This window comes from Bradyrhizobium sp. IC4060 (assembly GCF_020193715.1).
Lineage (GTDB): Bacteria > Pseudomonadota > Alphaproteobacteria > Rhizobiales > Xanthobacteraceae > Bradyrhizobium > Bradyrhizobium yuanmingense.
In genome coordinates this window covers 590,034-610,642 of the sequence record NZ_JADYVJ010000002.1, presented here as the reverse complement: position 1 = coordinate 610,642, position 20,609 = coordinate 590,034, and the positions used below count along the sequence as shown (strand labels likewise).

The 20,609-nt window shown below is 65.1% G+C and carries 25 protein-coding genes and 1 riboswitch; of the genes, 18 read left to right on the top strand and 7 right to left on the bottom strand.

Annotated features, from left to right (window positions below; all coding sequences use genetic code 11):
• The first annotated feature begins 57 nt into the window (after positions 1-57).
• The 3 genes from I6F16_RS09710 to I6F16_RS09700 all read left to right on the top strand — a co-directional run bounded on the left by I6F16_RS09710 (position 58) and on the right by I6F16_RS09700 (position 3,404).
• Complete coding sequence (locus I6F16_RS09710) at positions 58-1,107, top strand: ABC transporter substrate-binding protein (RefSeq protein ID WP_036013275.1); 1,050 nt, start codon at positions 58-60, stop codon at positions 1,105-1,107.
• Positions 1,108-1,314: 207 nt separating this feature from the next.
• On the top strand, positions 1,315-2,577 hold the full coding sequence (locus tag I6F16_RS09705; RefSeq protein ID WP_225112554.1) for an ABC transporter permease: 1,263 nt from the start codon (positions 1,315-1,317) through the stop codon (positions 2,575-2,577).
• The gene (locus tag I6F16_RS09700) at positions 2,574-3,404 is read left to right on the top strand and encodes an ABC transporter permease (RefSeq protein ID WP_036013270.1); all 831 of its coding nucleotides are present in this window, start codon (positions 2,574-2,576) and stop codon (positions 3,402-3,404) included. Before I6F16_RS09705 ends, I6F16_RS09700 begins: the two co-directional genes overlap by 4 nt.
• A 72-nt stretch (positions 3,405-3,476) precedes the next feature.
• Here I6F16_RS09700 and I6F16_RS09695 read toward each other — a convergent pair whose 3' ends face one another.
• Both I6F16_RS09695 and I6F16_RS09690 read right to left on the bottom strand, forming a co-directional pair.
• Positions 3,477-4,004, bottom strand: a complete 528-nt coding sequence (locus tag I6F16_RS09695; RefSeq protein ID WP_036013268.1) for a PRC-barrel domain-containing protein — start codon at positions 4,002-4,004, stop codon at positions 3,477-3,479.
• Positions 4,005-4,215: 211 nt separating this feature from the next.
• Entirely contained in the window at positions 4,216-4,746 is a 531-nt protein-coding gene (locus I6F16_RS09690; protein WP_225173636.1) for a hypothetical protein, read from the bottom strand.
• A 179-nt stretch (positions 4,747-4,925) separates the two neighbouring features.
• On the opposite strand from I6F16_RS09690, the gene I6F16_RS09685 reads away from it, so the two are divergent.
• Together I6F16_RS09685 and I6F16_RS09680 are read left to right on the top strand one after the other, a co-directional pair.
• Positions 4,926-5,696 carry a response regulator gene (locus tag I6F16_RS09685; protein ID WP_225112552.1) on the top strand — a complete coding sequence of 257 codons (771 nt, stop codon included), beginning with the start codon at positions 4,926-4,928 and terminating at the stop codon, positions 5,694-5,696.
• A gap of 11 nt (positions 5,697-5,707) precedes the next feature.
• A complete protein-coding gene (locus tag I6F16_RS09680; protein ID WP_225173635.1) occupies positions 5,708-7,030 on the top strand; it encodes an ATP-binding protein in 1,323 nt (440 codons plus the stop codon).
• On the opposite strand, the gene I6F16_RS09675 is transcribed toward I6F16_RS09680, so the two are convergent.
• Positions 7,031-7,231, bottom strand: a complete 201-nt coding sequence (locus I6F16_RS09675) for a hypothetical protein (RefSeq protein WP_036013259.1) — start codon at positions 7,229-7,231, stop codon at positions 7,031-7,033. It lies immediately after the preceding gene.
• Positions 7,232-7,461: 230 nt separating this feature from the next.
• Between I6F16_RS09675 and I6F16_RS09670 the strand changes: the two genes are divergently transcribed.
• The 6 genes from I6F16_RS09670 to thiC all read left to right on the top strand — a co-directional run bounded on the left by I6F16_RS09670 (position 7,462) and on the right by thiC (position 13,120).
• Entirely contained in the window at positions 7,462-8,025 is a 564-nt protein-coding gene (locus tag I6F16_RS09670) for a lytic transglycosylase domain-containing protein (protein ID WP_225139103.1), read from the top strand.
• 170 nt (positions 8,026-8,195) lie between these two features.
• Positions 8,196-8,324, top strand: a riboswitch (TPP riboswitch).
• A complete protein-coding gene (locus I6F16_RS09665) occupies positions 8,312-9,322 on the top strand; it encodes an FAD-dependent oxidoreductase (protein ID WP_225139104.1) in 1,011 nt (336 codons plus the stop codon). (Overlaps the previous riboswitch by 13 nt.)
• The gene (thiS, locus tag I6F16_RS09660) at positions 9,313-9,510 is read left to right on the top strand and encodes a sulfur carrier protein ThiS (protein ID WP_225139105.1); all 198 of its coding nucleotides are present in this window, start codon (positions 9,313-9,315) and stop codon (positions 9,508-9,510) included. Before I6F16_RS09665 ends, thiS begins: the two co-directional genes overlap by 10 nt.
• 169 nt (positions 9,511-9,679) lie before the next feature.
• On the top strand, positions 9,680-10,462 hold the full coding sequence (locus tag I6F16_RS09655) for a thiazole synthase (protein WP_109145910.1): 783 nt from the start codon (positions 9,680-9,682) through the stop codon (positions 10,460-10,462).
• Positions 10,449-11,057 carry a thiamine phosphate synthase gene (locus I6F16_RS09650; RefSeq protein ID WP_036013245.1) on the top strand — a complete coding sequence of 203 codons (609 nt, stop codon included), beginning with the start codon at positions 10,449-10,451 and terminating at the stop codon, positions 11,055-11,057. The genes I6F16_RS09655 and I6F16_RS09650 overlap by 14 nt, the downstream gene beginning before the upstream one ends.
• A 164-nt stretch (positions 11,058-11,221) precedes the next feature.
• Positions 11,222-13,120, top strand: coding sequence for a phosphomethylpyrimidine synthase ThiC (gene thiC, locus I6F16_RS09645; protein WP_225139106.1), 1,899 nt, complete (start codon positions 11,222-11,224; stop codon positions 13,118-13,120).
• A 102-nt stretch (positions 13,121-13,222) separates the two neighbouring features.
• On the opposite strand, the gene I6F16_RS09640 is transcribed toward thiC, so the two are convergent.
• Positions 13,223-13,708 (bottom strand): DUF4262 domain-containing protein, encoded by a 486-nt coding sequence (locus tag I6F16_RS09640; protein WP_225139107.1) that lies wholly within the window; start codon positions 13,706-13,708, stop codon positions 13,223-13,225.
• Between the two features lie 97 nt (positions 13,709-13,805).
• On the opposite strand from I6F16_RS09640, the gene I6F16_RS09635 reads away from it, so the two are divergent.
• Together I6F16_RS09635 and I6F16_RS09630 are read left to right on the top strand one after the other, a co-directional pair.
• Positions 13,806-14,315: a mismatch-specific DNA-glycosylase gene (locus I6F16_RS09635; RefSeq protein WP_225139108.1), complete on the top strand. Its 510-nt coding sequence runs from the start codon at positions 13,806-13,808 to the stop codon at positions 14,313-14,315.
• 214 nt (positions 14,316-14,529) lie between these two features.
• Positions 14,530-15,177 (top strand): glutathione S-transferase family protein, encoded by a 648-nt coding sequence (locus I6F16_RS09630; RefSeq protein ID WP_225139109.1) that lies wholly within the window; start codon positions 14,530-14,532, stop codon positions 15,175-15,177.
• Positions 15,178-15,192: 15 nt separating this feature from the next.
• On the opposite strand, the gene I6F16_RS09625 is transcribed toward I6F16_RS09630, so the two are convergent.
• Positions 15,193-15,738, bottom strand: a complete 546-nt coding sequence (locus tag I6F16_RS09625) for a phosphohydrolase (protein ID WP_225139110.1) — start codon at positions 15,736-15,738, stop codon at positions 15,193-15,195.
• A gap of 248 nt (positions 15,739-15,986) precedes the next feature.
• Here I6F16_RS09625 and I6F16_RS09620 point away from each other — a divergent pair, with 248 nt between their 5' ends.
• On the top strand, positions 15,987-16,682 hold the full coding sequence (locus I6F16_RS09620) for a glutathione S-transferase family protein (protein WP_225139111.1): 696 nt from the start codon (positions 15,987-15,989) through the stop codon (positions 16,680-16,682).
• Between the two features lie 144 nt (positions 16,683-16,826).
• Here I6F16_RS09620 and I6F16_RS09615 read toward each other — a convergent pair whose 3' ends face one another.
• On the bottom strand, positions 16,827-17,261 hold the full coding sequence (locus tag I6F16_RS09615; RefSeq protein WP_036013234.1) for a hypothetical protein: 435 nt from the start codon (positions 17,259-17,261) through the stop codon (positions 16,827-16,829).
• A gap of 483 nt (positions 17,262-17,744) precedes the next feature.
• Here I6F16_RS09615 and I6F16_RS09610 point away from each other — a divergent pair, with 483 nt between their 5' ends.
• The 3 genes from I6F16_RS09610 to I6F16_RS09600 all read left to right on the top strand — a co-directional run bounded on the left by I6F16_RS09610 (position 17,745) and on the right by I6F16_RS09600 (position 19,050).
• Entirely contained in the window at positions 17,745-18,128 is a 384-nt protein-coding gene (locus I6F16_RS09610) for a RidA family protein (RefSeq protein ID WP_036013230.1), read from the top strand.
• Between the two features lie 171 nt (positions 18,129-18,299).
• Entirely contained in the window at positions 18,300-18,560 is a 261-nt protein-coding gene (locus tag I6F16_RS09605) for a hypothetical protein (RefSeq protein WP_057026969.1), read from the top strand.
• A 238-nt stretch (positions 18,561-18,798) separates the two neighbouring features.
• Positions 18,799-19,050: a hypothetical protein gene (locus tag I6F16_RS09600; RefSeq protein WP_036013225.1), complete on the top strand. Its 252-nt coding sequence runs from the start codon at positions 18,799-18,801 to the stop codon at positions 19,048-19,050.
• Positions 19,051-19,129: 79 nt separating this feature from the next.
• Here I6F16_RS09600 and I6F16_RS09595 read toward each other — a convergent pair whose 3' ends face one another.
• On the bottom strand, positions 19,130-19,615 hold the full coding sequence (locus I6F16_RS09595) for a J domain-containing protein (RefSeq protein WP_225139112.1): 486 nt from the start codon (positions 19,613-19,615) through the stop codon (positions 19,130-19,132).
• 111 nt (positions 19,616-19,726) lie between these two features.
• Here I6F16_RS09595 and fabG point away from each other — a divergent pair, with 111 nt between their 5' ends.
• Positions 19,727-20,494, top strand: a complete 768-nt coding sequence (gene fabG, locus I6F16_RS09590; RefSeq protein WP_225173634.1) for a 3-oxoacyl-ACP reductase FabG — start codon at positions 19,727-19,729, stop codon at positions 20,492-20,494.
• The last annotated feature ends 115 nt before the right edge of the window (positions 20,495-20,609 follow it).

Genomic DNA, 20,609 nt, shown 5'->3' with positions numbered 1-20,609 from the left:
CGACGAAACTGAAACAATCAATGTCAACGCAACTCACATGAAGAAGGAACGAAGACCATGCTGAAGCGCAAGATTGCTCTGGGTTTCGCCGCGGCATTGGGCGCCGGTGTCGCGCTGACCAATGTCGCAGAAGCGCGTGACCTCACTGTCGTCTCGTGGGGCGGCGCGTATCAGGAGGCCCAGAAGAAGGTCTATTTCGAGCCGTTCAAGAAAGCATCCGGCATCGCGATGAACGACGAATCCTGGGACGGCGGCGTCGGCGTGCTGCGCGCCAAGGTGCAGGGAGGCGCCGCCACCTGGGACGTCGTCCAGGTCGAGAGCGATGAGCTCGCGGTCGGCTGCGAGGAAGGCCTGTTCGAGAAACTGGACTATTCCAAGATCGGCGGCGAGGCCGCCTACATCCCGCCGTCGGTCAATCCTTGCGGCGTCGGCGCCATCCTCTACGATTTCGTCCTCGGCTACGACAAGGACAAGCTGAAGGAGGCCCCGAAAGGCTGGGCCGACTTCTTCGACACCAAGAAGATTCCGGGCAAGCGCGCGCTGCGCCAGGGCCCGAAGACCACGCTGGAGATCGCCCTCATGGCCGACGGCGTCGCACCGAAGGACGTCTACAAGGTGCTGGCGACCGACGAAGGCATCGAGCGCGCCTTCAAGAAGCTCGACACCATCAAGGGCGACCTCGTCTGGTGGAAGGCCGGCGCGCAGCCGCCGCAATTGCTCGCCTCCGGCGAGGTGGCGATGACCTCGGTCTACAATGGCCGCATCGACACCGCGAACAAGAACGAGAAGAAGAACTTCGGCATGGTGTGGGACGGCGCGCTCTTCACCCTCGACAGCTGGGTCATCCTGAAGGGGAGCCCGAACAAGGATGCGGCCTACAAGTTCCTGGACTTCGTCGGAAAGGCGGAGAACCAGTCCAAGCTGTCGGAGAACATTGCCTATGGCACTTCGAACAAGGATGCCGCCGGCCGGCTCGCGCCCGCCGTCCTGAAGGACCTGCCGACGGCGCCTGATAACATCAAGAACGCGGTCGAGATCAACGTGGCCTTCTGGCTCGAGAACATCGACCGCCTGACCGAGCGCTTCAACAAATGGGCCGCGAAATAGCGGGAGCAGCTAGAGGTGCGCGCGGACAACTCGCCCGTGGCGCATCCTTCGAGACGCCCGCCTATGGCGGGCCCTCAGGATGAGGTCTGAGTCTGTGGCAGCGACGTTACTGGCACCAATGTCAATGAGCCTCATCCTGAGGAGACCGCGAAGCGGTCGTCTCGAAGGACGAGGCGCTTGCTCAGGCTGCTCCAAGAGGCTTTCTCCATGACAGCAGCGCCCGCGCTCGGCGCCGATAACAAGACTGAGGTGCCGCTCAAACGCCGATTGAGGCGTGCGGAGCGGACACGCCAGGTCAAGGCATTGGCGCTGGTCCTGCCGCTTCTGCTGTTTCTGCTCTTCACCTTCGCAGGTCCCATCGCCGGCATGCTGTGGCGCTCGGTCGAGGACTGGGAGGTGCGTCGGGTCCTGCCGCAAACGGTCGCTGCTCTTGCCAGTTGGGACGGCAAGGACTTGCCGGATGAAAACGCCTATGCGGCGCTTGCAAGCGACATCCTGGCGGCGCGCGCCGCCGGCACCCTTGCGATTGCGGCCAAACGGCTCAACTACGCGCTGAACGGCTTCCGCACGATCCTGACCAGCACAGGACGCAATCTGAAGGCGGTGCCTGAGCCCGGTACGGCCAGGGAGACGCTGGGCAGGATCAACCCCGCCTGGCGCGAACGCGCCACCTGGACCACGATCAAGGACGCCGGCGGCCCGATCACCGGCTTCTACCTGCTCGCCGCGCTCGACCTGACGCGAAACGCCGACGGCGCGATCGTCGCCGCACCACCGGATCAGGCCATCTACCGCGACATTTTCCTCCGCACCTTCCTCATCAGCCTCGCTGTCACGGCCCTCTGCCTGATTCTCGGCTTTCCGGTCGCCTACCTCCTGGCGACGCTGCCGCCCGGCCGGTCGAACCTCTTGATGATCTTCGTGCTGCTGCCGTTCTGGACGTCGCTCCTGGTTCGCACCTGCGCCTGGATCGTCCTGTTGCAGAGCAAGGGCGTCGTGAACGATAGTCTGCTCTGGCTCGGCATCATCGACGCACCCTTGCGCCTGATCTACAACCGCTTCGGCGTCTGCGTTGCCATGACCCACGTTCTGCTGCCGTTCATGATCCTGCCGCTGTACAGCAGCATGAAGGCGATCTCGCCCGCCTACATGCGTGCCGCCGCTTCGCTCGGTGCACCGCCCCTCACCGCCTTCCTACGGATCTACCTGCCGCAGACCCTGCCTGGCATCGGCGCGGGAAGCCTGCTCGTCTTCATCCTGGCGCTCGGCTACTACATCACGCCGGCCCTCGTCGGCGGCGCCGCCGACCAGATGATCAGCTACTTCATCGCCCTCTACACGACCGAGACGGCCAATTGGGGCCTTGCTTCGGCGCTGGGCGCGGTGCTGCTGCTCGCCACCGTTCTGCTCGCTCTCGTCTACGGCAAGCTGGTGCAGGGCCAGCAGGTCACGGGAGGGATGAAGAATTGAGCGACAATTCCTCCTTGCGCACCCCCAGCCAGCGCATCGCGTGGACCGCGACTATCGTTGTCTCCACGCTGGTGTTCATCTTCCTGATCGCGCCGATCCTTGCGATCATGCCGCTGTCGTTCAGTTCCAGCTCGTACCTCACCTATCCGCTGCCGGGCCTTTCCTTGCGCTGGTACGACGACTTCGTCAATTCGCCGCGCTGGATGAACTCGCTCAAGAACAGCGTGATCATCGGCGTCGCCTCGACGCTGTTGTCCATGGTCCTCGGCACGCTGGCCGCGCTGGGGTTGGCGCAGTGGAAGAGCCGGTTCAAGCCGCTCGTGCTGGCCTTCGTGCTGTCGCCGGTGGTTGTGCCCGGGGTCATCACCGCGGTCGGCCTGTACTTCTTCTTCGCGCCGATCGGGCTGACCGGCAGCTATCTCGGCCTGATCCTGGCTCACACCGCGCTGGCGACGCCCTTCGTAGTGATCACGGTCGGGGCGACGCTGCAGAGCTTCGACACTAATCTGGCACGCGCGGCCGCCTCGCTCGGCGCCTCGCCAATCTACGCGTTCCGTCGCGTGATCCTGCCGCTGATCCTGCCGGGTCTGGCATCAGGCGCGCTGTTCGCGTTCGCAACCAGCTTCGACGAGGTGGTGATCGTGCTGTTCATGGCGGGTCCCGAGCAGCGCACCCTGCCGCGCGAGATGTTCAGCGGCATCCGCGAGAACATCAGCCCGACCATCACGGCAGCGGCCGTGATCTTGACGACCGTCTCGGTCATCTTGCTCGCCACCCTGGAAGCCCTGCGCCGACGCAATGAACGGCTCAAGGGCAGCGGGGGTTGAGGAAGTTAAAGACATGACAGCGCGCCCGGTGAAAACCAGGCGCGCTTCGTTCAGGCAGTTACGCGAGCCGCATTACTCCGCGTACTTGAACTGCGGCATGTTCTTCAGCTCGTCCTTGCTGGCATTGAACACGGCGTGGTCCGGGTACCATTTTGACGCGGACGACGTCGATGCGGTCGCGGCAGGCCTGTCGGTACCGGTCGCAGCGCCGGTCGTCGTGCCGGCGGGCCGGGCGCCGGTGTTCGCGCCGGTGCCGGTATAGGCGACGGGCTCGTTGACGAACTTCAGCTTCTCATAGGGCACGGCGACCAGATGCTCGCCCATGCCGAGGAAGCCGCCGACGCCGATCACGGCGATCTTGATGTCACCGTTCTTGTCCATCAGCAGGTCATTGATCGTGCCGATGTTCTCGTTGGCCTCGTTGTAGACCTTCAGGCCATCCATCTTCGAGGTGCGCCACTGGCCGGAAGCCGTCGTGGTCGTTGCGGTGGCCGCAGGGGCCGCCTTGTCGGTGGTGGCGGCGGGCGGCGTTTGCGCGATTGCGACGGTCGCAAGTAGCGCGGTACCGGCGAGGCCGGTGACGATCGATTTCATCAACATTGTTGTCCTCTCCTTCACAAAAAACTCGTGCGGAGAAAACCGCTCTGATCGGGCGCAGTTCCGTGCGTGCCGCAATTTCGTCGCGCCATGCGCGAACTGTTCCTGCGTCACTCAGGAACATTTTGCGATGCACGGTTCCCCGCCGAGGATCATGCGCATTGCGGCAAGGCAGGACCGCGGCGAGGACCGCGCCGACCCGGCGTCGCCGAGGTCAGCTCTTGTAGTCGATCAGGAGCGCGGCGAAGCTCGAATTGCCGGTTGAGCTGCCATTGGCACCGTAGGAGGATGCTGACGATTGCGATTGCTGCAGCGCCTGGAGGAATTGCTGGAGGATCTCGGCGGTGGTCTGGTCCGTCGAGCTGCTGCTCGTCGAATCCGTCGTCGTCGAATCCGAAGAGCCGTCGTCCGGCGGCGGACCGCCTAGTCCACGCGCGAAGGCGGACTGAAACACGCTTTTCAGCTCCTCGGCCTGTTCGGAGGTCAGCGTCCCGTTCGACACTTCGCTCGAGATGAGGTCCTCGATCTTCGACTGCATCTCGTCCTTGGAGGGAGGCGCGCCGCTCGACTGGCCGCTCGATCGGCTCTGCTGGAGCGCCGTGTCGATATCCGTCAGCGCCGTCGAGAGCGCGGACTGGTCCGACGACGAGATCGTGCCGGCGGAGACTTGCGACTGCAATTCCTGCTGAAGCCGTTGCAGTGGCGATTGATAGCTGCCGGCGGAGGCCGCCGAGATTGAGGTCATGATGGCTCCCTTGGTTTTGCGGGTTTCGCCGCGGACCACGCCACGGTATGGTTAACGGCCTTAACGAGAGCTTGCCGCTCGGCGGTGGGGCGATTGCCGTCCGTTGCTGACCGCGCGGTAGAAACAATTCGAAACAAAAATCTTCGCCTTTTGGCCGGAATTTTGGACAAACAAGGTCCATGGCCATTCCCAATCCCAACATCCTGGTCGTCGAGGACGACCGCGAAACCCGGACGCTGATTGCGAAATACCTGCGCAGCAACGCCTGCAACGTCACCGCCGTCGCCGACGGCCGCGAGATGTCGCGCGCTATGGCCGACCACCGCGTCGATCTCATCATCCTCGACGTCATGCTGCCTGGCGACGACGGCCTCAGCCTGTGCCGCAAGGTGCGCGCCGAAAACCAGACGCCGATCATCATGCTGACCGCGCGCGGCGAGGACGTCGACCGCATCGTCGGCCTCGAGATGGGCGCGGACGATTATCTGCCGAAGCCGTTCAACCCGCGCGAGCTGCTCGCCCGCATCAACGCGGTGCTGCGCCGCCAGGCGGCCGCGCAAGCGGCGAGCTCGGTCGACGGTGCCTCCGCGCTCACCTTCGAAGGCTGGCGCATCGATCTGCGCTTGCGCGAGCTCCGCAATCCCGCAGGCGCGCGCGTCGCGGTGACCAGCGCCGAGTTCGACCTGCTGCGCACGTTCTGCGAGCGGCCCGGCCGCGTGCTGTCGCGCGACAGCCTGCTCGACCTCACGCACGGGCGCAACACCGGCGCGTTCGAGCGGTCCATCGACGTCTTGGTCAGCCGCATCCGCCGCAAGATCGAGCCCAATCCGGCCGATCCCACCCTGATCAAGACGGTGCGCTCCGGCGGCTATCTGTTCACGCCACGAACCGAGGTCGCGAAAACCGAGGCAGCAAGCGCCGAAGCGACCGCAGTGCCCGTGAGCAGCTGAGGGGGACGACGATGAAGCCGTTCTCGTTCTTCCACCTCAAGGGTATCGGCGGGCAGATCGCCGCGCTGGTGCTGGCCTCGACAGTGGCGCTCCATCTCGTCATCACCACCGCCTTCCTGATTATCCGGCAGGACCGCCCTGATGCCCCGCCGGACCGGGCGCATCAACTGGCCGATGCCGCGCTGCTGCTCGAGGCGGCGGAGGCGAGCGAGCGTCCGCGCCTCGTCACCGATCTCGCGCGCGCCTTCCCCGGGCTCGGCATCGAGATGCTGGCGCCCGGCACGGCCAATCTCGCGGAGAGCGACAGCCTGCATCTGCGCTGGATGCGCCGCCATCTCGGCCGCGCCTACAAGACCGGACGGCTGGCTTCAGGCAGCATCGAGCCCCGTATCGGCGTGCAATTGCCCGACGGCACCGTGATCGCGGGCCATGTCGATGGCGCCCCGCGGCCGTTGTTCTCTGGCGCGCCCTGGCTGATGGCACTGATGAGCGCCTTCATCTGCGTCACCGTGCTCGGCCTGTGGGCGGCGCGCGCGCTGACGAGACCGCTGTCGTCCTTCGCCGCGGCGGCGGAGAATTTCAGCCTCGAGGGCGCCGCCGAGCCGCTGCCCGAGCGCGGCCCGGAGGAGATCCGCGCGGTGGCGCGCGCGCTCAACCGCATGCACGAGCGGATCGTGCGGCTGATGTCGGACCGCACGCGGATGCTGGCCGCGATCAGCCACGATTTGCGCACGCCGATCACGCGGCTGCGCCTGCGCGCCGAGTTCATCGAGGACGAAGCCAACCGCAAGCGCATGCTGATGGATCTCGACCAGATGCGCGCGATGCTGGAATCGGTGCTGTCGCTCTTGCGCGACGACCGCAAGGTCGAGGCGGTGACGCTGGTCGACATCGCCAGCACGCTCCAGCTCGTCGCCGATCAGTTCGGCGACATAGGCCATGTCGTGCACTATGTCGGGCCGGCGTCCGCGACCGCCGCCGCGCGGCCCGACGATCTGCATCGCGGCGTCACCAACCTGGTCGAGAACGCGGTGCGCTTCGGCGCCGAGGTGACGATCCGCCTTGACGTCTCGGACACCATGCTCGTCATCGACGTCGAGGACGACGGCCCCGGCATTTCGGATGCGCGCAAGCAGGAGATGCTGGAGCCGTTCGCGCGCGGCGACGACGCGCGCACCATGGACTACTCCACCGGCTTCGGGCTCGGCCTGTCGATCGCGCGCGCAATCGCGCTCGGCCACGGCGGCGAGCTGTCGCTGCATGACCGCGCCCCGCGCGGCCTGATCGTGCGGATGCGATTGCCGGTCTCGCAGGCGCCGTGCCTTGCCGCCTGATCAAGCCGCGAGCGGCGGGTGCTCGATCGCCTCGTGCGGGAAGATCGCCACCGCCTCGAAGCGGTAATTGCAGGCGTGGCAGGTCCAGAGATAGGAGACGCGCCCTTCGCCCGGCTCGATCCAGTCAGGGAACGGGATCGGTGTGCCACATTGTGCACAAGGGTTCTGCTTGGGAATGTCGTCGATGTCTGCAGGGGTCATGGACGTCTCCCGAGTGCTGGCTTTGACTAGCGATTGTTGGGCGAATGCGCGAAATGGACAGACCCGCTGTCACGTAAGGCGCTCCACCAGCTCCGAGCTTAACCCAGGTTTAAGTCGCAAAAGCGACGAGCCGGCGAAAATCGCCGTTGGTGACATTTCGCCACATCATCGCCGTGTTCCCACGGCCTAACGCGCTGGGGCGCGGGTCCGTTCTGCCGAGGAATACTTCGATGAAAATCTTACGAATTGTCGCGCTGCTCGCGGCCGGATTGACGTTGCCGCAGGCAGCTTGCGCCGGGCAAGCCGAATATGCCGAGATGGTGGCCGCCCATGCCCGCGCCAACGGCGTGCCGGAAGCACTGGTGCATCGTGTCATCATGCGTGAGAGCCGCTATCAGCCGCATGTGGTCGGTCGCGGCGGCACTATCGGGCTGATGCAGATCAAGCTCGCGACCGCCCGCGGGGTCGGCTACACCGGCGATGCAGCCGGCCTGCGCGATCCCAACACCAACCTCACCTACGCTGTGAAATACCTCGCCGGCGCCTACCGCGCCGCCAATGGCGATCACGCGCGAGCCGTGCGTTATTTCGCGGGCGGCTATTACTATGCTGCAAAGCGCCAGCGGCAGGAGGCGGTCCAGGTCGCCCATGCGGGCGAGACCATGGGCCAAGGCACTATGGGCCAGCCCTGGCTCGAGCCGAACGGCAATCCGCAGCCGATGTTCGCCGCTCCGACCCACAGGAAGCTCGCCCAGCGCGTCCGTAACGCGCGGGCGCAGGTTCCCGCTCATTGATCTCCGTTATGGCCGGGCTTGACCCGGCCATCCACGTCTTGCATCTGCGCCAAGTACGTGGATGCCCGGGCCTTCGCCTCGCCGAAGCGGCTTCGGCCGCGCAGGCGGGACAAGCCCGGGCATGACGACTGTTACCGCGTTGACCACCCCATCCTGCTGGCATACATTAGCACCGTTCCGAGGGGTGCTCCGAGGAGGAGCTGAGATACCGCTAAATGGGCAATACCGCCCAGGACCGCGGTGACCCTTTGAACCTGATCCGGGTCATGCCGGCGAAGGGACAGGGATGTTGCAGACCATCAAGCGACCGGATTCACCGGTATCCATCATCGGCGCAGGCATCGCGGGCGCCTGGCAGGCCTTGCTGTTCGCGCAGGCCGGCCACGCCGTCACCTTGCACGAGCGCGGTGACGAGGCGATGACGGATGCCACCAGCCATTGGGCCGGCGGCATGCTCGCGCCCTATTGCGAGGCCGAGGTCGCCGAACCCATCATCAGCCGCCTCGGCCTGCGCTCGCTCGATCTCTGGCGGCGCGAGCTGCCCGACACGCCGTTCAACGGCTCGCTGGTCGTCGCCCACCCGCGCGAGCGCAACGATTTCGAGCGGTTTGCGCGCATGACCGCGGATCACCGCCGGCTCGATGCCGCCGGCCTTGCCGCGCTCGAGCCGTCGCTGGAGGGCCGCTTCCGCGACGCGCTGTTCTTCCCCGCCGAGGGCCATGTCGAGCCGCGCCGCGTGCTGCCGCAGCTGCACGAGCGCATCAAGGCTGCCGGCGGCACCATCAAGTTCTGCAGCGACGTCACCGCGAACGAGCTAGACGGCATCGTCATCGACTGCCGCGGCCTTGGTGCCCGCGACGAGCAGAGCGAGCTTCGCGGCGTCAAGGGCGAGATGATCCTGATCGAGACGGACGAGGTGCAGCTGGCGCGCCCGGTGCGGCTGATCCATCCGCGTTGGCCGCTCTACGTGATCCCGCGTGAGAACGGCCTGTTCATGCTGGGCGCGACCTCGATCGAGGCCGAAGACACCGGCGTCAGCGTGCGCTCCGCGCTGGAGCTCTTGGGCGCGGCCTATACCGTGCACCCGGCGTTCGGCGAGGCCCGCATCGTCGAATTCGGCTCGGGGCTGCGCCCCGCTTATCCCGACAATCTGCCGCGCATCGGCATTCGCGATCGTAAGATCAGCGTCAACGGCCTCTACCGCCACGGCTTCCTGATTGCGCCGGCGCTCGCCGAGCTGACGCTCGCCTATGTCGAGCGCGGCCAGATCGACAACGAGGTAATGCAATGCGCGTGATCGTCAATGGTGAGCAGCGCGAGGTCAGCGCAGCCAGCGTCGACGCGCTGCTCGCCGAGCTCGACTACGAAGGCAGCCATTTCGCCATCGCGCTCAATTACGACGTCGTGCCGAAGAGCCGCTGGGCGGAGACGCTGCTGCAAGCCGGCGACGAGATCGAGATCATCACGCCGCGGCAGGGAGGGTGAGCCGAATGACGGAGCGCGCCTTCCATCTGCCGCCCGTTCAGGGTTCTTTCCGTCATTGCGAGGAGCGCAGCGACGAAGCAATCCAGAGTGTCTCCGCGGATGAATCTCTGGATTGCTTCGCTTCGCTCGCAATGACGGCGGAGAGAGCCTTAATCGAGGAAACACCCACATGGTGACCTTCTACGGCAAAACCTTCGCCTCCCGCCTGCTGATCGGCAGCGCGCTCTATCCCTCGCCTGCGATCATGCAAGAGGCGATCCGCGCCTCCGGTGCCAACATCGTCACGGTGTCACTGCGGCGCGAATCCGCCGGCGGCAAGACTGGCGATGCGTTCTGGAAGCTGATCCGCGAGCTCGACGTGTCAGTGCTGCCGAACACCGCGGGATGCCGCACCGTGCGCGAGGCGGTGACGACGGCCAAGCTCGCACGCGAATTGTTCGGCACAAGCTGGATCAAGCTGGAGGTCATCGCCGACAACGACACGCTGCAGCCCGACGTCGTCGGCCTGGTCGAAGCCGCCGGCATCCTGATCAAGGACGGTTTTGAAGTCTTCCCCTATTGCACCGAGGACCTCTCGGTCGCGAGCCGCCTGGTCGAAACGGGGTGCAAGGTGGTGATGCCGTGGGCCGCGCCGATTGGCAGCGCCAAGGGCATCACCAACCGCGATGCGCTAAAACTGTTGCGCGAGCGGCTGCCCGACATCACGCTGGTGGTCGACGCTGGCCTCGGCGCGCCTTCTCACGCCGCGCAGGCGTTCGAGCTCGGCTATGATGCCGTGCTGCTCAACACCGCCATCGCCAAAGCCGCCGATCCCGTCGCAATGGCGAACGCCTTCCGCCTCGGCTGTGAGGCCGGCCGCACCGCTTACGAGGCCGGGCTGATGAACGCCCGCGACTTCGCCTCGCCCTCCACCCCTGTCGTTGGGACCCCGTTCTGGCATGCCGTATCCTGATCGCTTCTATCCCGTGGTTGATAGCCTGGCCTGGGTCGAACGCCTGACCAAGCTCGGCGTCGGCACCATCCAGCTGCGCGCCAAAGAGCTGAACGACGCCGACGCGCTGCAGATCGTCACCGACGCGCTGGCCATCACCAAGGACACGCAGGCCAAGCTGGTGGTGAACGATTATTGGCGCGCAGCGATCGTTGCGGGTGCACAATACCTGCATCTCGGCCAGGAGGATCTTGCAGACGCAGATCTCGGCGCTATCCGCGAGGCCGGCCTCAAGCTCGGCATCTCCACCCATGACGACGCCGAGCTTGAGACCGCGCTGGCGGCGAAGCCCGACTACGTCGCGCTCGGCCCGATCTTCTTCACGACCCTGAAATCGATGCGCTTCGAGCCGCAGGGCATTCCCAAGATCACCGAATGGAAGCAGCGCATCGGCACCATCCCGCTGGTTGCCATCGGCGGCATCAAGTTCGAGCACGCCGCGGAGATTTTTGCCGCCGGCGCGGATTCCATTGCTGTTGTCTCCGACGTCACCCAGAACCCCGACCCCGATGCCCGCGTGCGGCAATGGCTCGACGGTTCAAAGGAGGCGGCATGACCGAAACTCTCTCCACCGTCATTGCGAGGAGCCCTTGCGACGAAGCAATTCAGACTGTCTCCGCGGACGCAGTTCTGGATTGCTTCGCTGCGCTCGCAATGACGAAGAACTTCGTCACCAGCGTCGTCCCGGCGCCCAAGCATACGAATTAACCGGAGGATCCCATGAACATCCGCTCCAACCCCGATAAAACCGTCCCCGCCGTCACCACCGGCCCCCTGCCCTCCTCGCGAAAAATCTTCGCGACCCCCGACGCCGCGCCTGATATCCGCGTGCCCTTGCGCGAGATCATCCTGTCCGAAGGCGCGGGCGAGCCGAACCTGCCGGTCTATGATACCTCGGGCCCTTACACCGATCCCTCCGTCACGATCGACGTCAACGCCGGCTTGGCGCGCAACCGCAAGCAATGGGTGCTGGAGCGCGGCGGCGTCGAGGAATATGAGGGCCGCCAGATCAAGCCGGAGGACAATGGCAGCGTCTCCACGGACAAGGCCGCGCGCGCCTTCTCGGCCTATCACAAGCCGCTGCGCGGCCTCGACGGCCACAAGGTGACGCAGCTCGAGTTCGCCCGCGCCGGCATCATCACCAAGGAGATGATCTACGTCGCCGAACGGGAAAATCTCGGCCGCAAGCAGCAGCTCGAGCGCGCCGAAGCCGCACTCGCCGACGGCGAAAGTTTTGGCGCGTCGGTGCCCGCCTTCATCACCCCCGAGTTCGTCCGCGACGAGATAGCGCGCGGCCGCGCCATCATCCCCTCCAACATCAACCACTCAGAGCTCGAGCCGATGATCATCGGCCGCAACTTCCTGACCAAGATCAACGCCAATATCGGCAACTCGGCGGTGACCTCGTCGGTCGAGGAAGAGGTCGAGAAGATGGTATGGGCGATCCGCTGGGGCGCCGACACCGTGATGGACCTCTCGACTGGCCGCAACATCCACACCACGCGTGAGTGGATTTTGCGCAACTCGCCGGTGCCGATCGGCACCGTGCCGATCTACCAGGCGCTGGAGAAGTGCAACGGCGATCCCGTCAAGCTGACCTGGGAGCTCTACAAGGACACCTTGATCGAGCAGTGCGAGCAGGGCGTCGACTATTTCACCATCCACGCCGGCGTGCGCCTGCAATACATCCACCTCACCGCCAGCCGCGTCACCGGCATCGTCTCCCGCGGCGGCTCGATCATGGCGAAGTGGTGCCTGGCGCATCACAAGGAGAGCTTCCTCTACACCCATTTCGACGAGATCTGCGACCTCATGCGCAAGTATGACGTCTCGTTCTCGCTCGGCGACGGCCTGCGTCCGGGCTCGATCGCCGACGCCAACGACCGCGCGCAGTTTGCGGAGCTGGAGACGCTCGGTGAGCTCACAAAGATCGCATGGGACAAGGGCTGCCAGGTCATGATCGAAGGCCCCGGCCACGTGCCGATGCACAAGATCAAGATCAACATGGACAAGCAGCTCAAGGAGTGCGGCGAGGCGCCGTTCTACACGCTCGGGCCGCTGACCACCGACATCGCGCCGGGCTACGACCACATCACGTCAGGCATTGGAGCAGCCATGATCGGCTGGTTCGGCTGCGCCATGCTCTGCTACGTCACGCCGAAGGAGCATCTCGGCCTGCCCGACCGCAACGACGTCAAGACCGGCGTCATCACCTACAAGATCGCCGCCCACGCCGCCGACCTCGCCAAGGGCCACCCCGCCGCGCAACTGCGCGACGACGCCCTCTCCCGCGCGCGGTTCGAATTCCGCTGGACCGACCAGTTCAACCTCGGCCTCGATCCCGACACCGCGAAAAACTTCCACGACGAGACGCTGCCGAAGGAAGCCCACAAGGTCGCCCATTTCTGCTCGATGTGCGGCCCAAAATTCTGCTCGATGAAGATCACGCAGGACGTGCGGGATTACGCGGCAACGCTGAACGACCCGAACAGCGTGGGGATGTCGATGAGCGGCACCGCCGAGGACGGCATGGCGAAGATGAGCGCGAAGTTCAAGGAGATGGGCGAGAGCTTGTACCTGGATGCGGAGAAGGTGAAGGAGAGCAATCGCGTGTTGTAAGGGACTCGTGCTGCGCTCGTCATGCCCGGGCTTGACCCGGGCAGCCATCCGAAATTGAGAGGCCGGGCAAAATGCCCGGCTTTTTTTTTGCGAAGCATCCCTTCAAGCAACCATTTTCTTTAACAGCGGCTGATCCTTTTTGACATCGGGTGAGCATTCCGCCTCCCAGGGGAAACGCCTATTGACGTCTTGCCAGATGACTTGGAGACACGGGAATGCGAACCGCGACTTCTGGTAAAACCAGATCGCCGTGCCGAGATATTCGCGATAGACACCGAGCGGCACCTGCCAGAATCCGAGCTTGTAGCCGTTCTCCAGCATGTCATCGGCGACATCGCCGTCGACGAATTGATGCCCTGTTGCGACGCGGTCGCGGATAAGGTTGATGATGGCCTGCGCCGTTTCGGCTCTCTGGCCGAAAATGATGAGTTCGGGATGCCCATAGTTCAGATACAGACCGATTGAAAATGCAAACGGCGGGTTGGCGTCGGGTATGCCTGTGATATGACAGCCGTGGTTGCGGACGTTGCGCAAAATGACCTTGTCGGCTTCGTGTTCGGGCTCGGGCCACTCAAACTGATCTTGCATTCTTCCTTCAACCGGCCTGAGGCGCACGGCGCTCGCACACCCCTGACAATATCGACGGCAGATTCAGGAAAGAAGCAAGTCAATAGTCGCATCGAAGATGTCCAACACCATCCACCGCCTCCCCGACCAGCTCCGCCCCAACATCCGCCTCGTTTTCGTCGGCACCGCCGCCTCGACCCGCTCGGCCGAGCTCGGGCACTATTACGCCCATCCCGGCAACCGCTTCTGGCGCGCGCTCCATGAGGCCGGGATCACGCCGCGCCGCTATCAGCCGGGCGAGTTCGCATCGCTGATCGCGCTCGGGATCGGCTTCACCGATCTCTGCAAGACGGGCGCCGGGATGGATCACCAGATCGCGGCGGGGACGTTCGACGTGCCGGGCTTCAGGGCGAAGATGGAAAAGTACCGGCCGCGGACGATTGCCTTCACGAGCAAGAAGGCGGCGAGCTTGTTTTACGGCCGGCCGTCGGCTGCGATTGCGCCGGGGCGGCAGGCGCGCGACGGAAGCTGGCCGGAGACATTCGTGCTGCCCTCGCCATCAGGAGCTGCGTCCGGGCATTGGACGCTGGAGCCGTGGCGGGAGTTAGCCAAGTGGATCGCTGCGTAGGGTGGGTTAGACGTGCGGATGCGCGAAGCGCAGTCCGCCCGTCGTAACCCACCACTTCTGTCGCCGCGGACGCAGACGTGGTGGGTTACGCCTTGCCCCGTCCCGTGGGGATGGACCGCGTATGGAAACGGCTAACCCACCCTACAAGACGAGTGTCGGAATCCGTCTCCGCCAATCGTCCTCCGGACCAAGCGCGACGCACATGGAGCCCCCCATGCCCACCATCACCGCCTTCGAATCCTCCCCCGACCGCGGCAAGGGCCACGCGCGCGACATGCGGGTGCGCTGGGCGCTGGAAGAGGTCGGCCAACCCTACGACGTTCGCCTCCTCTCCTTCGCCGCGATGAAACAGCCGACGCATCGCGCGCTGCATCCGTTCGGGCAGATCCCGACCTATGAAGACGGCGATCTCACTCTGTTCGAGTCCGGCGCGATCGTGCTCCACATCGCCGAACACCACGATGGCTTGCTGCCGAAGGATGCCAACGCGCGCAGCCGCGCCATCGCATGGATGTTCGCCGCGCTAAGCACGGTGGAGCCGCCGATCGTCGAGCTCTCCATGGCGATGCTGTTGGAGCGCGACAGGAGCTGGCACGCCGAGCGCCTGCCCGGCTTGCAGGAGCGTGTGCGCATCAGGCTCGGCGAATTGTCCGGCCACATCAGTAATGCCGACTGGCTCGACGGCGCCTTCAGCGCCGGCGATCTCATGATGGTGACCGTGCTGCGGCGGCTGAATACGTCAGGCCTGCTCGATGAATTTCCTGAGATCGCTGCCTATGTCGCGCGCGGCGAGGCGCGGCCGGCATTCAGGCGGGCGTTCGAGGCGCAGCTCGCGGTGTTCACGGCCGCGCCGCGTTCGTAGGCGGGTCAGCCCGCTTCAGCTCAGCTTGGCCAGCTCGCGGGCGAGGTTGGCACGGGCTTGCCGATCGAACATCGCGGCGAAGGCCGGATCGGGAAAGATGACCTCGCGTGCCGCGAAACGGCGCAGCACGCGGGCGCGGCCGGCCCGATAGTCCTCCTCGGCGACATGGCTGAACTCCCGGCGGATCGCGGCGGCATAGGCATCGTAGCGGGCGGGATCGGCGCCGAGAATGCTGAGGTCGATCGAGATCAGGATCGCCCCGAGACGATCGCCGGGCGGAACGTCGTGCGTTTTGGTCAAGCGGATCAGGCGGCCGACCTCCTGGCGAAGCTCGGCGCGGACGTGCTGCTCGGCGAGCTCCGCGCTGCGCTCCTCGTTGTCCGTCCGCGTCGGATCGTAGACGGCGTCGTGCCACCAGATCGCTTCCGACAGCGTCTCGCGCTCGGCGACCGAGAGACCATCGATCCGCGCGAGCGCCGCCAGGCAATCCTCGATATGCGCGAGATTGTGATAGTGGCGGCCGGGCGCCGCATAGGCAGCGACCAATTCGTCGCGGGTCATGGGCGAAGTCTCACGTCGTCGATCTTGTCCTTGTTGATGGCCATCGTCATCTCCCGGACCAGAGGATCGCGGTCATCCTATTGCGCAAAAGGCAATTCGCAAATGGCGCTCTGACGTAGCCCGGATGAGCGCAAGCGATATCCGGGGACCCCATTCCCGCATGTCGCTGCGCTCATGCGGGCCACGAGGATTGCATCCGTTTCCACTCCCTAGCATGCTGGCCTCCGCCACCCCGGAGGAGCCCGCCCATGCTGACCCTCTACTCCTACCCAGAACTCTTCGGCGTCGCCGACAACAACGGCTACGGCCTCAAGGTCTATGCGTTCCTCAAGCTCGCGGGCGTGCCGTTCGTGCATGAGCACGTCTTCGATGCCTCGGCCGCGCCGCGCGGGCAGCTGCCTTACATCGTCGACGACAGCGAGATCATCGGCGACAGCGAGACCATCATCGCGCACGCGACTAAGAAATACCGCCTCACGATCGACGCCGGCTTGTCATCGGAACAGCGCCGCACCGACCATCTCGTCACGCGCATGCTGGACGATCTCTACTGGGTGATGTCCTATTCGCGCTGGAAGGACGAGCGCTTCTATCCGGCGTTCCGCGACGCCTTCATCGCGCAGCATCCGCAGATCGACCCTACCGGCTTCGAGAAGGCCAAGGCCTACAACGCGCAGCGCTATCACTTCCAGGGCATCGGTCGCTACACGCCCGAGCAGGCCTACGCGCGGGGGCTCGCTGACTTGCAGGTGCTGGCGGACATCGCGCCGGCGCAAGGCTTCGTACACGGCGCGGCGCCGACGAGCGTTGATGCCGGCATCTACGGCTTCATCGCCAACATCTATTACTTTCCGATCCCGACGCCGCTGAAGGCCTTCGTCGATGCGCACGCCAACATCGTCGCGCATTGCGAGCGGGTGCATGCGAGGGTCGAGAAATCGTAGGGTGGGTCAGCTTCGGGCGGCGCGAAGCGCTGTCCGAAGCGTAACCCACCACTGTTCGTCTCCGGAGACGCCAAAGAGGTGGGTTACGCCCCGCGGATTCGCTGCGCGGATCCGCAGGGCTAACCCACCCTACGGCACCGTCTTCTACCGCATCGTGATCGCAAGCCCGCTGAGATCCGCATTCGCCATCAACCCCACCTGCGTGCCCGACAGCTCCAGCACTGCGCCCTTCTGGTTGGTCAGCACGATGGCGCGGGCGCCGGAGCCGACGGCGATGCCGGCACCGGCGGCGCCGTAGACGCCGGCAACGTCGGAGGGACGGTTGATGTTGGAGACGCGGCCGCGCAGCACGGTCTTGGATCCCCCGAACACGAGGCCGTAGTCGAGGCCACCCGTGGAAAGCCCGTAAGAGCGGCCGCGGAAGTTGAGCACGCCCGAGCCGCCGGAGCCGCCGATGATCCAGCCCGCCTTGTAGATCGTCAGCGTCACGAAGCCGCTGTCGGCCTGCGCCGTCGTCGAGAGGCCAGCCAGGGCGACGATGGCGACGCACGCGGCGCGGAGGGTGGATGCGAGCTTCATGGGGGTCTCCGGGGGCTGTTTTTTAAAGGAGGATTCGAATCAGACGGAGCGAATGTACCTGATCGATCGCGGCGGCAACATGATGGGGCGGAGGGCTCAAGGCGAAGCGGCAGGATTCCCCGCAAGCACGGTGCGCTCCCTCTCCCCGTTCTTGCGGGGAGAGGGCTGGGGTGAGGGGCCGCCTCCGCACATGCACTGGCAGTCGGACTCGCGGAGACTCCCCCTCACCCGAAATTTGCTCCGCAAATTCCGGCCTCTCCCCGCACGCGGGGAGAGGCGAAGACCACCAACCGCCAGCATGCCATAATGCCCCTGTTTTGCCCGACGGAGCAACCGAATGCTTCGCGTTTGGCGAATTCTGGAAAACATCAATGATTTCCGTGCGGCGCCTACTGTGCATGGGGTTGTTTTCGCACTTTTGTTTTGAGCATCCCCGCGCCAGCCGCTACGCTCCTGCGTCCGCCCCCGTCCTGAGGTGATCCCATGCCGATCCAGCATTTCGCGCCCCCGCCGCACGTCAAGGCGCCGCCGCTGTCCTTTGCGACGCGGGTTGGCGACCTCCTGTTCGTCTCCGGCATTCCCGGCTTCGATGTATCAGGCGCGTTGCCTGATGGCTTCGAGGCGCAGTTCGCCAATGTCGTCGTCAACATCAAGCGCGTGCTGGGCGAGGCCGGCGCCGGCATGCATGATCTCGTCAAGGTCAACGTGCTCCTGACCCGCGCCTCGGACGTCGCCGCGATGAACGCGCTCTATGCCGGCGCCTTCGGCCCGCCGCCGTACCCGGCGCGCACGACTTGCGTGGTGCAGGCGCTGCCCGATCCGAAGATGCTGATCGAGATCGAGGCGGTCGCTTCGCTGGCCAAGTAGGAGCCTAGTCAGCTGCGTGTGACCTATCGGGCACGCGTCCAAACCAAATGCGTTGGGCACAGCTGACATGTCCGTGAATGGCGGCCCCCCGGCTTGCAAAGGACCTGCTTTTACCGCACGAATTTTTTCGGTCCCATGTCCCACCACCCATGTCCCACCAGGAGATACTTCATGCGTCGCCTTCTCGCGCTCAGTGCCGTTGCCGGCATCGCTAGTTCCGTGTTCGCCGTGCCCGCCTCCGCGAAGGTCGGCTATTACGTGATCCGCTGGGACAACACCGGCATCTGCCAGGTCTGGAACGAGGACCTGCAGTACAAGCCGTTCCAGTTCGGGGTCTCTACCTACAAGGTCGTCAGCAAGCCGTTCCCGACCTTCCAGCAGGCCTCGGACCTGCAGATCAAGATGCGCGCCGAGCGGAAGTGCACGCTCTGAGCCGGACGCGAGAGTAGCGCTTGAAGGGCGGGTCGCGCGGGCGATCCGCCCTTTTGCTTTGAGTGGCCTGAAGCGTTTCCCCGGCCGCCATCAGACCTGTCCCACGCACATTTTTTGAACCTCGGCGGCGGGTGGAACTACTCACATCTTGTCCGGGGCGCGTGCCAAGCGCGTCCCGCACCACCCCTCCCCGTCATTGTCGGGAGGCGCATCACATCATTCATTTGAGGAGCTGATCATGCGTCGTATTTCCATGCTGTGCGCTGCCGCCGGTCTTGCCGTCACCGCGTTCGTCGCCGCGAGCCCGGCCGAAGCCAGCTATCATCTGATCCGCTGGCAGGACACCGGCTTCTGCCAGATCTGGGACGAGAGCATCCCGACCACGCCGTGGCCGGCCGGCTATCACCGCGCCAGCGCCAGCGTGCCGACCTTCGTCGATGCACTCATGGTCAAGGACGCCGCGCTCAAGAGCGGCAGCTGCAAGTGGTAAGATAATCGATCGGCGGACGAAGAACCGGGCAAGGACGAGGGCGTCCTTGCCCGGTTTGCTTTTCGAAGGCCCGAGACGCTCACGCGTCCTTGTACGCGCGGGGATGGATCAGGATGTCGCGCGCGGCGGCGAGGTCGATGAAGGCTTCGGCGCTGCCGCCCTGGTCGGGATGCAGGCCCTTGGCGGCGCGGCGATAGGCCTGGTTGATGTCCTCGCAAGTGAGCTGCACCGCGAGCGGCAGGCCGAGCACCTTGCGCGCGCGGTCCTCGCTGGAGAGCTTCTTCGGCGCGGCGTTACGGCGGCCGAAGCGCGGCGCGGTCAGATCGTGCACGACCTCGAGCACCACACTGATACGGCGCTGGGCCGCCAGCGTCACGCTGTGATCGTCGTTGTCGACGGCCTGGCGCAGCACCGGCAGCGCCTGCTCGGCAGCCTGGCGCAGCGTGACGTCGCTGCTCATCCGCGCGATCTCGGCCACCAGCCGGCCGGCCTCGGCCCAGTCAGGCGCTTGCGCCGACCGCAGCCGCTCCAGAGCGAGTTTCCAGGTTTCGAGCCGTTCCATCATGCGCGCAACGTTTAGCAATCAGGATCAGTATGCCAAGGCCGCCGTTTCCGACCCCTTAATTTCGCGTTAGCGTTTCGTGAAACTTCGAAACGAAAACGGGAGGAAACTGCCATGGCGCTGCTCGCAAACCACATCGCTGTCGTCACCGGCGCCGGTTCCGGAATCGGCCGGGCGATCGCCACCGGCTATGCGCGGGAGGGCGCGCAGGTCGTGCTGCTCGACGTCAACGCCGAGACGGCGGCGGAGGTGGCGCAGGAGATCCGGCAAGCGGGCGGCAAAGCCGAGAGCTTTGCCCTCGACGTTGTCAGGCGCGAGGATTGCTTCGCGCTCGCCAGGCAGATCGCGGACGAGATCGGGCAGGTCTCGATCCTCGTCAACAATGCCGGCATCACCCGCCGCAACGCCTTCACCGCGGAGACCGAGACGGTGGCGAAGGACTGGAACGACATCATCTCGCTCAACCTCAACGGCGTGTTCAACGTGACGCAGGCGTTCCTCGCGCCCTTGCGCGCCAGCAAAGGCCGCATCGTCAACATCGGCTCGATCCAGTCCTTCGTGCATCTGCGCACGCCGAGCTCGGCGGCCTACACCACCTCGAAACACGGCGTGCTCGGCTTCACCAAGGCGCTCGCGGTCGAGCTCGGCAAGGAAGGCGTGCGCGTCAACGCGATCGGCCCCGGCTTCATCGAGACCAACATCAACGCCAACGTGCGCGCGACCAATCCGGCGCTGGTGCAGGCCTTCATCGATCACACCCCACTGGCGCGCACCGGCAAGCCCGAGGACATCGTCGGCCCCGCGGTGTTCCTCGCCTCCGATCTGTCGGCCTATGTCACCGGAACCATCGTGATGGTGGACGGCGGCTATCGCACGGTGTGAGGGACGCGAGGCTCGCACCAATCGCGGCGGCATCTGGGCATTCTCAAGATCAATTCGGTGCAGCCCCTCCAATTAACCTTTCATTAACCAAACCGGACCACCGTAGATTCACGGC